12 protein-coding genes are annotated in these 12,448 nt (G+C 59.8%); 7 read left to right on the top strand and 5 right to left on the bottom strand.

From position 1 onward, the window contains the following. Positions 1-127: 127 nt before the first annotated feature. A complete protein-coding gene (locus KSP9073_RS06480; protein ID WP_108842172.1) occupies positions 128-895 on the top strand; it encodes a protein bax in 768 nt (255 codons plus the stop codon). Positions 896-981: 86 nt separating this feature from the next. On the opposite strand, the gene KSP9073_RS06475 is transcribed toward KSP9073_RS06480, so the two are convergent. Together KSP9073_RS06475 and KSP9073_RS06470 are read right to left on the bottom strand one after the other, a co-directional pair. Further along, positions 982-2,409, bottom strand: coding sequence for a sensor histidine kinase (locus tag KSP9073_RS06475; RefSeq protein WP_108842171.1), 1,428 nt, complete (start codon positions 2,407-2,409; stop codon positions 982-984). Beyond that, the gene (locus KSP9073_RS06470; RefSeq protein ID WP_108842170.1) at positions 2,406-3,068 is read right to left on the bottom strand and encodes a response regulator transcription factor; all 663 of its coding nucleotides are present in this window, start codon (positions 3,066-3,068) and stop codon (positions 2,406-2,408) included. Before KSP9073_RS06470 ends, KSP9073_RS06475 begins: the two co-directional genes overlap by 4 nt. A gap of 315 nt (positions 3,069-3,383) precedes the next feature. On the opposite strand from KSP9073_RS06470, the gene KSP9073_RS06465 reads away from it, so the two are divergent. Together KSP9073_RS06465 and sixA are read left to right on the top strand one after the other, a co-directional pair. Continuing rightward, a complete protein-coding gene (locus KSP9073_RS06465) occupies positions 3,384-4,490 on the top strand; it encodes an NAD(P)H-dependent glycerol-3-phosphate dehydrogenase (protein WP_108842169.1) in 1,107 nt (368 codons plus the stop codon). Next, positions 4,487-4,984 carry a phosphohistidine phosphatase SixA gene (gene sixA / locus KSP9073_RS06460; RefSeq protein ID WP_108842168.1) on the top strand — a complete coding sequence of 166 codons (498 nt, stop codon included), beginning with the start codon at positions 4,487-4,489 and terminating at the stop codon, positions 4,982-4,984. The genes KSP9073_RS06465 and sixA overlap by 4 nt, the downstream gene beginning before the upstream one ends. A gap of 28 nt (positions 4,985-5,012) precedes the next feature. On the opposite strand, the gene KSP9073_RS06455 is transcribed toward sixA, so the two are convergent. Further along, positions 5,013-5,963, bottom strand: coding sequence for an AEC family transporter (locus tag KSP9073_RS06455; RefSeq protein WP_108842167.1), 951 nt, complete (start codon positions 5,961-5,963; stop codon positions 5,013-5,015). 444 nt (positions 5,964-6,407) lie between these two features. Here KSP9073_RS06455 and KSP9073_RS06450 point away from each other — a divergent pair, with 444 nt between their 5' ends. Next, a complete protein-coding gene (locus KSP9073_RS06450) occupies positions 6,408-7,286 on the top strand; it encodes an alpha/beta hydrolase (RefSeq protein WP_108842166.1) in 879 nt (292 codons plus the stop codon). Here KSP9073_RS06450 and KSP9073_RS06445 read toward each other — a convergent pair. Then, positions 7,271-7,855, bottom strand: a complete 585-nt coding sequence (locus tag KSP9073_RS06445; protein ID WP_108842165.1) for a Smr/MutS family protein — start codon at positions 7,853-7,855, stop codon at positions 7,271-7,273. The genes KSP9073_RS06450 and KSP9073_RS06445 overlap by 16 nt on opposite strands. 185 nt (positions 7,856-8,040) lie before the next feature. On the opposite strand from KSP9073_RS06445, the gene prmB reads away from it, so the two are divergent. The 3 genes from prmB (at position 8,041) to cysE (ending at position 11,274) form a co-directional block, all read left to right on the top strand. Beyond that, the gene (gene prmB, locus KSP9073_RS06440) at positions 8,041-9,009 is read left to right on the top strand and encodes a 50S ribosomal protein L3 N(5)-glutamine methyltransferase (RefSeq protein WP_108842164.1); all 969 of its coding nucleotides are present in this window, start codon (positions 8,041-8,043) and stop codon (positions 9,007-9,009) included. Positions 9,010-9,097: 88 nt separating this feature from the next. After that, positions 9,098-10,189, top strand: a complete 1,092-nt coding sequence (gene aroC / locus KSP9073_RS06435; protein ID WP_108842163.1) for a chorismate synthase — start codon at positions 9,098-9,100, stop codon at positions 10,187-10,189. A 242-nt stretch (positions 10,190-10,431) separates the two neighbouring features. Then, on the top strand, positions 10,432-11,274 hold the full coding sequence (gene cysE / locus KSP9073_RS06430; RefSeq protein ID WP_243409146.1) for a serine O-acetyltransferase: 843 nt from the start codon (positions 10,432-10,434) through the stop codon (positions 11,272-11,274). A gap of 77 nt (positions 11,275-11,351) precedes the next feature. Here cysE and KSP9073_RS06425 read toward each other — a convergent pair whose 3' ends face one another. Next, complete coding sequence (locus tag KSP9073_RS06425) at positions 11,352-12,329, bottom strand: nucleoside-specific channel-forming protein Tsx (RefSeq protein ID WP_207771435.1); 978 nt, start codon at positions 12,327-12,329, stop codon at positions 11,352-11,354. Positions 12,330-12,448: the final 119 nt, after the last annotated feature.

Here is a 12,448-nt window from a genome sequence, read left to right as displayed (position 1 = left end):
TTCCCCGAACATGTCTTTTGCATAATTATGCAAGATGACGGATGTTAGCCTCAGGTCGTCGCTTATGACGACACGGCAGGCAAATCATGTTAGTCTGCCGCCTTGTCCTGATACCGAGCCCTGTAACATGACACGAACGCATCGCCCATTAACGACGTTGACGCTCGTGCTTGCACTCTCAGTTTTCAGCGTGTTCACACCCTCTCACGCCGATACCAGCAAGCCCAGTTTCAAGATGCCGGACCTGCGAGAACACGCAGCTGGCAGTGATCGCAAGATTGCCTTTTTCAACCTCATGATTCCGCTCATCGAAAAAGCCAACGATGAGATTCAAAACGATCGCGTATGGCTGACCCATATGCGTGATCAAAAGCGCTGGACCCCGGATTCGCGCAAACGCCTCGCCTCCATCTGCAAGGATTACGGGCTGAGCTGCCAAAGCGAGAAGGATGCTGACTGGTCCACCCTGTTGGCTCGTGTCGATACCGTGCCGATTCAGCTGGTACTGATTCAGGCCGTGGAGGAGTCCGGCTGGGGCACCTCACGCTTTGCCCGCGAAGGCAACAATCTCTTTGGCATGCGCTGCTTTGGCGATAGCTGTGGTCTGGAGCAGACCGGCACCGGCAGTGGCTATCAGAGTTTTGCCACGGTTTATGACGGCATCGAAGCCTATATGCGCAACCTGAATACCCATCGTGCCTATGGGCACCTGCGTGAGCGTCGTGCTGCGCTGCGTGACAAGGGTAAAAATGTTAACGCGCTGGCGCTGATTCCTTCGCTGCAAAACTACTCGATCCGCGGAGACGCTTATCTGGCCGCCCTGCAATCGCTTCTCGATACCAATGCACCGCTGATCGAAGAGATGCGCGTGCAGGACAGTGATGATCCCGCCTAGCCGTTGTTTCTGGTTTATCGCAGTCACCGTGCATGAAAAGTCGCCCCAGGAGGCGACTTTTTCATTTCCAGGCGATGGGCAACGGTTCAGGACGGTTGCAGCACCGGCCAGATCACCGTCACGATCAGCCCGTGTGGCTGGCGATTGTCGATGGCAAGCGTTGCCTTCTGACGCTGGGTCAGCTGCTTGACGATCGAAAGTCCCAGACCACTGCCGGTCATGCGCTGATTGGCACGATGAAAACGCTCGGTAATCTTTTCAAGCGATTCATCCGGGACGCCCGGGCCATCATCAATGACCTGAATCATCGGCTGTCCGTTGGCCCGATCCAGATGCAGCGTCACGGTGCCGCCATCGGGGGTGTAGCGCAGCGCGTTGTCCAGCAGATTGCGCAGCAGTACGCCCAGCTCCGTGGGGTCAGCCCGAAGCTCCAGCGAGGACAGTCCGCTCATCTCCAGTTGCTGGCGTCGACGACCCGCCAGTGGCCACATTTCGCCGGCCAGCTCTGAGGCAATGGGATACAAATCGACCACATCCAGCTGGCGATGCGGCGTTCGCTCCACGCGTGCCAGCGTCAACAGCTGATCCACTACGCGCTGCAGGCGTTCGATGCCCTGACGGGCCTTGTCCAGCGAGCTTTGATGGTCCTGCTCACTGGCGCGGGCGTTGTCCAGATGGATCTTGAGCGCCGCCAGGGGCGTGCGCAGCTCATGGGCCGCATCGGCCGTGAAGCGCCTTTCGCGATCCAGCGCCATGCGAAGTCTTTCAATGAACGCATTGAGTGAATCCCGAAGTCCGGTCAGTTCACGGGGCGGATCCTGTTCGATCGGCGTGAGATCCTGATGATAGCGCCGCGACACTTCTGCAGAGAGATTATCGATGGGGCGCAGGCCACGGCGAATGACCCACCAGAGCGCAATGCCCAGCAGCGGCAGAATCAGCAAAAAGGGAATGCTGTTGCCCAGCAGAATCTTGTTGACCAGTTCCTGCTGGAAGTCGTCACGTAGCCCCGTGGAGACCCAGACGCCATGCTCCTTGTCGTAGATGCTGAAAACGCGCCACTCTTCATTGTCATAGCTGACCCAGCGGTAGCCGGTTTTTTGAGGCGGCGGGAAGGGCCCCTTGTCATTCCATTCGGCACTGAGCATGCGGGGCGTCAGGTCACTGTTCCAAAAGCCCAGTGACAGAAGACGTTCTTCTTCCCGGAAGCGACGCGGCGTATTCACGGAGTGTGTGTCCATGACAAGCCCTGCATCATCGCTGTCTTCCATGCTGTAAAAGCGCGCGGCATGGCCAGGCTGTGTCAGGCGATCTGCCAGAGCCTGATAGTCCTGAGAGTCCATGTTGATGTCGATCATGCCGGTCACGATGCGCCCGAACTGGGACAGCTGCGCGTCAAACATCTCCTCGAGCTCATGTTTGGTAATCAGCCATGCCGCCAGGCCCGAGAGCAGGGCACCCAGCAGTACCAGGCCCATGACAGCCTGGGTCAGGTAGCGACGAATCGAGATCATTCGATCGTATCGTCCAGGCGGTAGCCGATGCCGCGAAGGGTCACGATCAGATTACTGTCGAGTTTTTTGCGCAGGTGGTGAATGTGCACCTCCAGGGCATTGGACTCGATCTCGTCGCTACAGCCATAAAGCAGCTTTTCCAGATGGGGGCGGGTAAAGACCTGGCCAGGATGCTGGGCCAGTTCATGCAGCAGGGTATATTCGCGCCGGCTAAGCTTGACCAGTCGATCCTTCCAGCTGACTTCATGGCGGGCATGGTCAATATGCAACGGCCCGACCCGAATGCTTGGCTGTGTTCGCCCGCCCTGACGGCGGCTGATGGCGCGCAGCCTGGCCTGAAGTTCGTCGACATCGAAGGGTTTCAACACATAGTCATCGGCGCCGGCATCGAGCCCCTGAATACGGTCTTCCAGACTGTCACGCGCCGTCAAAATCAACACCGGAATATCGTGGGCGGCGCGAATGCGGCGCAGCACTTCCATGCCATCAATGCCGGGCAGCCCAAGGTCAAGGATGACGGCCTCGGCCTGACCCTGCTCGACATGCTCGAGCACGCTCTCGCCCTCGGTCAGCCAAGTGACCTGATGGCCTTCACGGCGCAGGGCGGTTTCAACGCCATCGCCCAGCAACAGATCATCTTCGACAAACAATACCTTCATGTGATTGAGTTCCTGGTCAAAACGTTGCACGGACAGCCTGGCGCCCTCCGAATGCACTGATGAATGTTGGTTCAATGCTCTCATGATCCCTGCCCCATGTATTGGTGCAAGTCATTGATTCGACCTTCAGACTCTGAAAGCCACCATTGGTGCCCATGACGACATCGTTAAGTTTTTTCCGTGGCAGGTAGCCAAGGTGGCACGGCCTGACAGATCCCTGTCATTCTACGCAGGCAGACAGGGAGATGCGTTACCTGCGTGCCACGTCAAGCGTTACACTAAACCCTGTCCATCGCCGATCAACAAGGATTATCCATGGCAGTTGAGCCTGCGTCTCAGGTCAGTACAGATGATATTCATGTGCCTCCGGTGGCCGTGCTGGGCGGCGGGAGTTTTGGTACCGCACTGGCCAGCATTGCCTCCAGCGGCGGGGCCAGAGTGCGCCAGTGGATGCGCGATGCAACGCTTGTTGATCATGTCAATACTCATCGTATCAACCATCGCTATCTGCCCGAGTTCAGGATTCATCCCGATGTCGTGGCATCCAGCGACCTGGCCTGGGTGCTTGATCAGGCGCAGCTGGTGCTGATCGCCATCCCCTCGGGTGGCTTTCGTCAGGTGGTACGCCAGGCCGCCCCCCATTTTTCTGACGATGCCATCCTGGTCAGCACGACCAAGGGCATTGAAACCGACAGTTTTCTGCTGATGAGCCAGATCCTTGAGCAGGAAACCGGAAGTGCGCATATCGGGGTGCTTTCAGGCCCCAATCTGGCTGCTGAAATCGCTCAGGGGCACTTGAGTGCCAGCGTGATTGCCAGCGACGACGAACAGACCCGCTCACGGGTTCAGGCAGCGCTGTCATGCGATCATTTTCGTGTCTATGCCAGCAATGACCGCTATGGTGTTGAGATGGGCGGTGCGCTCAAGAACATTTACGCCATTGCCGTGGGCATGGCCGCAGCGCTTGGCATGGGCGAAAACACCCGCAGCATGCTGATGACGCGGGCACTGGCCGAAATGAGCCGCTTTGCGGTGGCCCAGGGCGCAAGTCCGATGACCTTTCTGGGGCTGGCAGGCGTTGGCGATTTGATCGTCACCTGCTCCTCTAACCTGTCACGCAATTATCGGGTCGGTTATGCGATGGGGGAAGGGCGCACGCTTGAGGGAGCCATTGACGCGCTGGGACAGGTGGCTGAAGGGGTCAATACGGTGTCTCTGATCGTCAAACGGGCCAGCGAGGAGAACATCTACATGCCGCTGGCCACCGGACTATATCGGGTCATGTTTGAAGGCGTGGCGCCCAGAGACATGGCCACGGCGCTCATGCGCAGTGAACAAAGCAGTGACGTTGAATTCACGCTGCCGCGAGAGGACACGCGGCGTGCTCAGCAGCAAACCGCAGCCAGGGATATCCCGTCATGAAAATCTATGTAATGCGCCATGGTGAAGCCGCTTCCGGAACACCCGATGCTCACCGCCCGCTCGACATCACCGGACAGCAGGAGGTCGCGCGTATCGCCGACTGGTTTGTCTCGGTTCTGGGCGACAGGGGGCATCAGTTAAGGGTAGTGGCCAGTCCCTATGACCGTGCTCAGCAAAGTGCGCGTATCATCGGTCAGGCGCTGCAGGTGGATGACATCATGACGCTGCCCATCATGACGCCCGATGCTCCGCCGGCCACGCTGATCGAATGGCTGACGCATAATGTCGACCCCCGTGAAGATGATGCGCCCTGGCTGTTTGTCAGTCATATGCCGCTGGTCGCCGAGCTGGTCGGCCAGCTGGTGGATGGCAGTCCCAATGCTCGACTCCCCATGGGCACTGCCGACGTGGTCGAACTGGACGCTCAGGTCTGGGCGGCCGGGTGTGCAACGCTGGTGCGTCATGTCACCCCCGCAAACGCCGCGATTGCCTAAAGGGTCATGCCGGCATGATGGCGGGCGCTCAGCCCGCCATCCCGGTGATCTGCAGGATAAAGATGCCCAGCGTAATCGTGACGCTGCTGGCCAGTGTCGTCATGGCAACCGTATTGGCGGCAAGCCTTGCATTACCGCCCATGGCTCTGGCCATGACAAAGCTGGCAGCCGCTGACGGACTGCCCATGAACAAAAAGAGCAGTACCAGCTCCCGCCCCTCAAAGCCTGTAAGCCAGGCGATAAAAACCGCCATGCCCGGCATGGAAACCATCTTGATCACACTGGCACCCAGCGCTGCGCCGCTCGCCTCACGAATGGCAGCCATCGACATGGTGCCGCCAATGCTGATGAGCGCCAGTGGCAGCGTCATGTTGGCGAAGTACTCTCCTGACGTGTGCAGCCAGTCCGGCAGGTCGAGGCCGCTGGCGGCAAAGCAAAGGCCCGCCACGACCGAAAGAATCAGCGGATTTTTCAGAATCTTGAGCGCAATGCTGCGCCAGCTGACGCTTGTCTGAGGCTGATACCAGGCCAGCACAATGACGGCAAGCACGTTGTAGAGCGGGATGATGGTGGCCACCAGTACGCTGCCGGCAGACAGGCCAAACGAGCCATACATGCTGCCGGCCAGTGCCAGTCCGATAATGCCGCCATTGCCGCGAAAGGCTGCCTGTACATAGACGCCGCGATCCTCACGGGCGACGCGCCGTATTGCCCACCACCAGATCAGCAAAAAGCTGGTTACTGTCGCCAGCGCCAGATAGATCATAAGGCCTGGCATCAGCGCCTGGGACATGTCGGCATCTACCAGAGACAAAAAGAGCAGGGTGGGCATGGCGCCACGAAATACCAGCGCCGAGCTGGTATTGATAAACGCAGTGTCGATCCATTTGAGACGCTTGAGCACAATCCCTAAAAGCACCATGGCAAAAACGGGAAACGTCACGCCGAGCGTTTCAGCGAAAAGGTCTGAGGGGTTCATGCGGGCATACCGTATGGCGACAGGCGCCATGACATTATGATGTCTTTCACACGTCAGGCCCGTCTGGGCACGTTCATGAGAAGAGCAGTGAAGGATGTCGTATCGACATGGTGTCGAAAAAGTGAGGTTGGTCGGGATTTAGAGCATGACAAATCCGGTCACCAGACCGGCCAGCACGACGATGAAAAAGAGGCGGTTTCGCAGGCGACGGGAAGAGGCAGACATTCACGGCTCCGGGGTAATGGCGTAATAAGGATCGCGACATCATACGCTTTGAGGACGTCAGCGGCGAGCCGGCCCCCTGTGACGCTCGGTCGCGAGGTGTTGGCATGACAGGTCCTGGAAAATCCTCGGCCCCGTTTAAAGGGTTCAATGCCTGCAGGGAGTGCATCGCGGCGGCGGTCGTCGTATTGTCTTCAGTTTGACGACAATGGAGCGAGCAGGATGAGCGCAAGACCGCGAGAGTGCCATTTGGCCGATAATCGTCTGGCCGGTCTGGTATGGGAGCGGGAAGGACTGCCGAGAGAGGCGCCGACCTGGGTGGCGCTGCATGGCTGGCTGGATAACGCTGCCACCTTCACAAGGCTCGCGCCACTATTGGTGGAAAGGCTCGACATTCGCATCGTGGCCATCGACTTTGCCGGCCATGGCAAATCACAGTGGCAGGGCAGGGGGACGGATTATGCCCTGTGGGATTATCTGCACGACGTGCTGGATGCCCTCGATGACCTTGATATCAGGCGCGCGACGCTGCTGGCTCATTCGCTTGGCGCCTGTGTGTCCTGTCTGCTGGCAGCCGCACTGCCCGAGCGCATTGAGCGGCTGTGGCTGATCGATGGCATCGGTGCGCTGACGACCCCGGTTGATCAATCGACCCGGCAACTGCGCAATGGCGTGCTTGGCGTGCGCCGGCCGCTCTCGCCGCCGCCGTCCTATGCAAGTCTTGAGGCAGCGCTCAACGCGCGCGTGGCAGGCGCCATCACCCCGCTGGATCACGACACCGCCGAGCCTTTAATGGCGCGCAGCCTGGTGCAGGATGATACGCGGGTGCGCTACCGCACCGACCCGCGGCTGCTGCGTCCCTCACAGGTCAAGCTGACCCCCGAGCAGTCACGCGACATGCTGCTGGCCATCAGGGCGCCGGTAGATCTGATCGAGGCCGAGAACGGTATTGTCGGTGATCATCTGGATCGTGAGGGCGTGCGCCATGAAATGACCACCCTGACGACCCATCGAGTGCCCGGCGGGCATCATCTTCACCTTGAGCCGCATAGCGTGGCCGGAGTGGCCCAAGCCATCCTCAAGGCCTACGGCGTGGCGTAGTCCTCGCGCGTACGGCGCAGCAGTACATAAACGGCGCCCGTGCCGCCATCCCGGTCCTGCGCCGAGCAAAAGGCCAGGACTTCGGGGAGTTCTCGCAGCCAGGCATTGATGTGACTTTTGATGACCGGATAGCGGGCCGCGCCCGACCACGCCTTGCCATGAACGACCAGCACGCAGCGTGCCCGGTTGGCCCGGGCTTCATGCAAAAAGCCCTCGAGCTCGCCTCGAGCCTGCTCCAGATCATGACCGTGAAGATCCAGACCCGCCTGCCAGGCGATCGCGCCGCGCTTGAGCTGGGCAATCGTTCGATGGGGCAGGTCGCTCAGGGCAAACATCAGGGCTTCCGAGGGCCGTACCGGATCAACGCGGCCATCGGAGGTGCGAGAAGAGGTGGCCGTGACCGCATTGCCATTGCTGGCTGCTGCTTCACGGCGATGGCGCAGCTCGCTGCGTGGGGCCGGTCGGCCGGGGTCGGCGCGGTCATGATGAATGGGGCGAATATCGCTGCCCCGCATGGCCTCGCGAAAGGCTGTCCGGTCGTCATCGTCAGGCAGGCGGTTACCGGTCATGCCTTTTCTCCGCTGGGTAGTGGTGACCGTCACACTGACGGTGGCGCTGGCGCCATGAGTTCAGCCGGTAATTATAGGGAATAGAGTGGCGATGTGCAGGCCTGTACCGATGCGCCGGTACGGGATAACGGGTACACTTTCGACCTTTCTTTATTTTACCCAAACTCGACAAGGCCGCCGCATTCATGAGCGACGTTTCTGCCCGCATGCCTGTACCCGCCGCCGCGCCCCTCTCTCTGGATGATGACACCCTGATCGATGAGCTGGTCACCGTGCGTGACTATCTGCGTCTGGCGGTCAGTGTCTTCAATGCCCATGATCTGTATTACGGCCATGGCACCGATAGCGCCTGGGATGAGGCCGTGGCCCTGGTGCTGGGCGCACTGCGCCTGCCGCATGATGTCGACCCGGCCATTATCGATGCCCGGGTGTTACGTATTGAGCGTGCACGCATTATCACGCTGTTGCGCGCCCGCACCGTCGAGCGACGTCCGCTGCCTTATCTGCTCGGGGAGTCGTTCTATGCCGGTTTTGCGTTCAATGTGGATGAGCGCGTCCTGATTCCGCGCTCACCCATCGCCGAGCTGATCGAGTCCGGCTTTGAGTTGTGGTTTGAAGAGCGTGACCCCGCACATATGCTGGATCTGTGCGCCGGATCAGGCTGTATCGGCATTGCTGCAGCGCTGATGATGCCCACAACCCATGTCATGCTCGCCGATATCAGCGAAGATGCCCTTGATGTGGCCCGGGCCAACATTACCCGTCACGACGTTGGTGCGCGCGTCAGGGCGGTGGCCGGGGATCTTTTTGAGCCGGTGGACGGGCAGCGCTTTGATTTGATCGTCAGCAATCCGCCCTATGTGGACACCAGCGATCTGGGCAGCATGCCTGCCGAGTTCGGCCATGAACCGGCACTGGCGCTGGGGGCCGGCCCCGATGGTCTGGATCTTGTCAGGCGCATGCTGCGCGAGGCCCGGGATTATTTGACCGATGAGGGGGTGCTGCTGGTCGAGGTCGGCAACTCCGAACGTCACGTGATCGAGACCTGGCCGGAAGTGCCCTTTTTGTGGCTCGAGTTCGCCCGCGGCGGGCATGGCGTGTTCGCATTGACGGCGTCGCAGCTGGAGCAATGGGCACCGTCATTTGCACACTGATTGGTGGCATTGACAGGCCCCTGTTTGAATTTTGATCTGTCGTGCGGCCCGGGAAGCCGGCTGTGCGACACAATGTCAGGAATACAACATGTCTGGTAACACCTTCGGCAAACTTTTCACGCTGACCACCTTCGGGGAAAGCCATGGCCCGGCACTGGGCGCCATTGTTGATGGCTGCCCGCCGGGCCTGCCGCTTTGCGAGGCGGACCTGCAGGGAGATCTGGATCGCCGCCGTCCCGGCAGTTCGCGCCATACCACGCAGCGTCGGGAAGCCGATGAAGTACGCATCCTGTCAGGGGTGTTCGAGGGGATCACTACCGGCACGCCGATCGGCCTGATGATTGAAAATACCGATCAGCGCTCGAAGGATTACTCGAAGATCAAGGATCAGTTCCGTCCGGCGCATGCGGACTACACCTATCATCACAAGTACGGCGTTCGCGATTATCGTGGCGGCGGACGCTCCAGCGCGCGCGAGACCGCCATGCGCGTGGCGGCCGGGGCCATTGCCAAGAAGTATCTGGCAGGGCTGGGGATCAGCGTGCGCGGCTACATGAGCCAGCTTGGCCCGATCAGCATTGAGTTCAAAAGCTGGGAGGGCGTCGACGACAACCCGTTTTTCTGCCCTGACCCGGATTGTGTGCCGGAGCTTGAAACCTACATGGATCAGCTCAGGCGCGATCAGGACAGTGTCGGAGCGCGCATTACCGTGGTGGCCGACGGTGTACCGGTCGGGCTCGGAGAGCCGGTGTTCGATCGCCTGGATGCCGAGCTTGCCCATGGCCTGATGAGCATCAATGCCGTCAAGGGTGTTGAAATTGGCGCAGGCTTTGACTGTATTGCCCAGCGCGGCAGCGAGCACCGTGACGAGATGACGCCCGAGGGCTTTCTTTCCAACCACGCCGGTGGCGTGCTGGGCGGCATTTCGACCGGCCAGCCGATCGTTGCCCATCTGGCGCTCAAGCCAACCTCCAGCATCACCACCCCCGGTCGTTCGATCGATGTCCATGGCAACCCGGTCGAGGTCATCACCAAAGGGCGTCATGACCCTTGCGTGGGCATTCGAGCCACACCGATTGCGGAAGCCATGATGGCACTGACCCTGATGGATCATCTGCTGCGCCAGCGCGGACAAAACGGTGACGTCAGCGTCGACACACCGCACCTCAAGCAGCGCTAGTGTGAGCCGGCAGTCGCCACGGCTGTCGCATCGCGCTTTCGCCCTTGCAGACCGCCCCTGGGCCCGCTTCTGGCGGGCCTTTCCTCGATAGGGAGGCGGCGTTTATCACACAACTGTGTTGGAACGCGCGCCGCCATAAACGATGAAGGCACAAAAAGTTACGCTGCGTTACTCTGGGTGCTGTCAACAGGGTTCAGGATGGGGACACGGCGGGTATGTCTCCGGCGAATACGATATTTTCGATGAGACGCAATATGCTGCATGAGATCAATGCACAGGCCAGTGTTTTCAGCCTGCTGCATCAGGAAGCACTCGTGACCGCGCAGGCTGAACCCCTGCTGGCGGACATGCTCGATACCTATATAGTGTCAAGGGCCCATCTTGAAGAGGCCCTGACGGCCGTCATGGCGTCGGCCCTGACGGATAAAACGCTCTCGTTTGATGCTATGTCAGAGTGTTTTCAGGGGCTTTATCAGGCGAATCCGTCGCTGGTCGAGAGTGCCGCCTGTGACATGACGGCGGTTTTCGAGCGCGACGCCGCCAGCAGCGAGTACCTGCCCATTTTGCTGTATCTCAAGGGGTTTCAGGCGCTGCAGGCCCATCGCCTGGCGCATGCCCTGTGGTGTGACGGTCGGCGCATGCTGGCTCGCGCGCTGCATCATCGCACCACGCAGGCCTTTGGTATCGATATCCATCCGGCCTGTCAGGTGGGCCGAGGGGTCATGCTGGACCATGGTACCGGCATCGTGATTGGTGAGACCGCCGAGATCGGCGATAACGTCTCGATCATGCAGGGCGTCACGCTGGGGGGGACCGGTAAGGAAAGCGGTGATCGTCATCCCAAGGTGCGCAGCGGCGTATTGATCGGTGCCGGTGCGACCGTGCTGGGCAATATCGAAATCGGCCATGGGGCTCAGATTGGGGCCGGTAGCGTCGTGCTGGCCGGTGTGGAGGCGCACACTACCGTGGTGGGTATTCCTGCCCGCCAGGCCGGAAGGCCACGCTGCCCGAGTCCGTCGGTCACCATGGAACATGGCAGCTTTCAGCATGTCCCCAGAGTTCAGCGGTATCAGCAGGGCTCGTAATTGAATCGAAGGCGACATTGCTGCAAAAAGGGCCGGTCATGTGACCGGCCCTTTTGCTGTGTGCGTTCTGCAAAAAATTAAAACTGCCAGCCAACGCCGAGGTAGTATCCCCAGCCGGTGCTGCGCACGCGGAAATCACCATCCCCGAAATTCAGCTCGCTGCCGTCGTTCCACTGCCCACCGTTGTGGAAGTAGCGGGCCACGGCCAGAAAGCGCAGGTGCGTGAAGGAGTAGACAAAGGCATTGGTCGCCACCACCGCTTCGTTGGTACGCGTTGAATCACCATCGCCCAGATCGGAGCCGAAGTCATAGTTGGTAAAACCGGCATAAAAGAGGCTGGCCCCGTTATCAAAGCTTGCCAGCGGGTAGTTGTACTCAAGCTGCGCACGATAGCCATCCCAGCTGTTTTCATTCTCCGCGCCGTAGTTCTCCCACTGATATTTACCGTAGAAGTTAAAGGACATCCCCAGCGGGGACCCGGTATCGATGTCCGTGCCCAGGCCGGTGTACAGCGTGTTCTGGCGATTGTCGCTGTTGTGTCCCCAGTCATAGATCCAGTTGGCCGCCAGATACCATTCGCTAATGGGCCCAAGACTCAGATCCCGGCCGCTGAGCTCGTTAAGGGACAGCCGTGGCTTGATTTCGGCAAAGATCGGCGAGCCGCCATCGAAGGCGCCACTGTCGGCGGCGTTGCCGATGCCAAAGAATTTGGGCATGTCGATATAGCCGTAAAGATCCAGCGGTCCCTTGCGACCGAAAAACTCATATTCCAGATAGATATCATCGATTTTTTGCGGGCCGAAACGAATATCCTTGCTGCCGATGACGGTAACGTTCTGGTTGTACCAGTCTGACAGGTAGGCGCTGCGCGGTGACTCATCGGTGGTGTCATAGCTGGCGGTTTCACCGGAGGCGGCCGGTGTCTCGCTACTCTGCTGGTCGGCATGGGCCGTCAGCGGTAACAGCAGAGCGGTCGCGACCAGGGCGCCGGACATGGCAAAAGACGTGCGCAGGCTCGCCCGGCATGAGGCAGGCATGCTCAAAGAGTGGGACATGATGATTCCTTGCAAGATGTTGTGTTGTTATTGGTCGGATTATCGTTGTGTAGGCAGGGACGCCCTGCAGACCGGGATGGCACCACGCCGGGCCTTTTGATGCAACTCCTGCGTGGTTT

The sequence above is a fragment of the Kushneria phyllosphaerae genome (assembly GCF_900312995.1).
Classification (GTDB): domain Bacteria; phylum Pseudomonadota; class Gammaproteobacteria; order Pseudomonadales; family Halomonadaceae; genus Kushneria; species Kushneria phyllosphaerae.
The sequence above is the reverse complement of the archived record's forward strand: the minus strand, read 5'-3'. Positions and strand labels throughout refer to the sequence as shown.

Coding starts and splice junctions, on each gene's coding strand:
- KSP9073_RS06480 (WP_108842172.1), top strand. CDS start 128: ATGACACGAACGCATCGCCCATTAACGACGTTGACGCTCGTGCTTGCA.
- KSP9073_RS06475 (WP_108842171.1), bottom strand. CDS start 2,409: ATGATCTCGATTCGTCGCTACCTGACCCAGGCTGTCATGGGCCTGGTA.
- KSP9073_RS06470 (WP_108842170.1), bottom strand. CDS start 3,068: ATGAAGGTATTGTTTGTCGAAGATGATCTGTTGCTGGGCGATGGCGTT.
- KSP9073_RS06465 (WP_108842169.1), top strand. CDS start 3,384: ATGGCAGTTGAGCCTGCGTCTCAGGTCAGTACAGATGATATTCATGTG.
- sixA (WP_108842168.1), top strand. CDS start 4,487: ATGAAAATCTATGTAATGCGCCATGGTGAAGCCGCTTCCGGAACACCC.
- KSP9073_RS06455 (WP_108842167.1), bottom strand. CDS start 5,963: ATGAACCCCTCAGACCTTTTCGCTGAAACGCTCGGCGTGACGTTTCCC.
- KSP9073_RS06450 (WP_108842166.1), top strand. CDS start 6,408: ATGAGCGCAAGACCGCGAGAGTGCCATTTGGCCGATAATCGTCTGGCC.
- KSP9073_RS06445 (WP_108842165.1), bottom strand. CDS start 7,855: ATGACCGGTAACCGCCTGCCTGACGATGACGACCGGACAGCCTTTCGC.
- prmB (WP_108842164.1), top strand. CDS start 8,041: ATGAGCGACGTTTCTGCCCGCATGCCTGTACCCGCCGCCGCGCCCCTC.
- aroC (WP_108842163.1), top strand. CDS start 9,098: ATGTCTGGTAACACCTTCGGCAAACTTTTCACGCTGACCACCTTCGGG.
- cysE (WP_243409146.1), top strand. CDS start 10,432: ATGAGACGCAATATGCTGCATGAGATCAATGCACAGGCCAGTGTTTTC.
- KSP9073_RS06425 (WP_207771435.1), bottom strand. CDS start 12,329: ATGTCCCACTCTTTGAGCATGCCTGCCTCATGCCGGGCGAGCCTGCGC.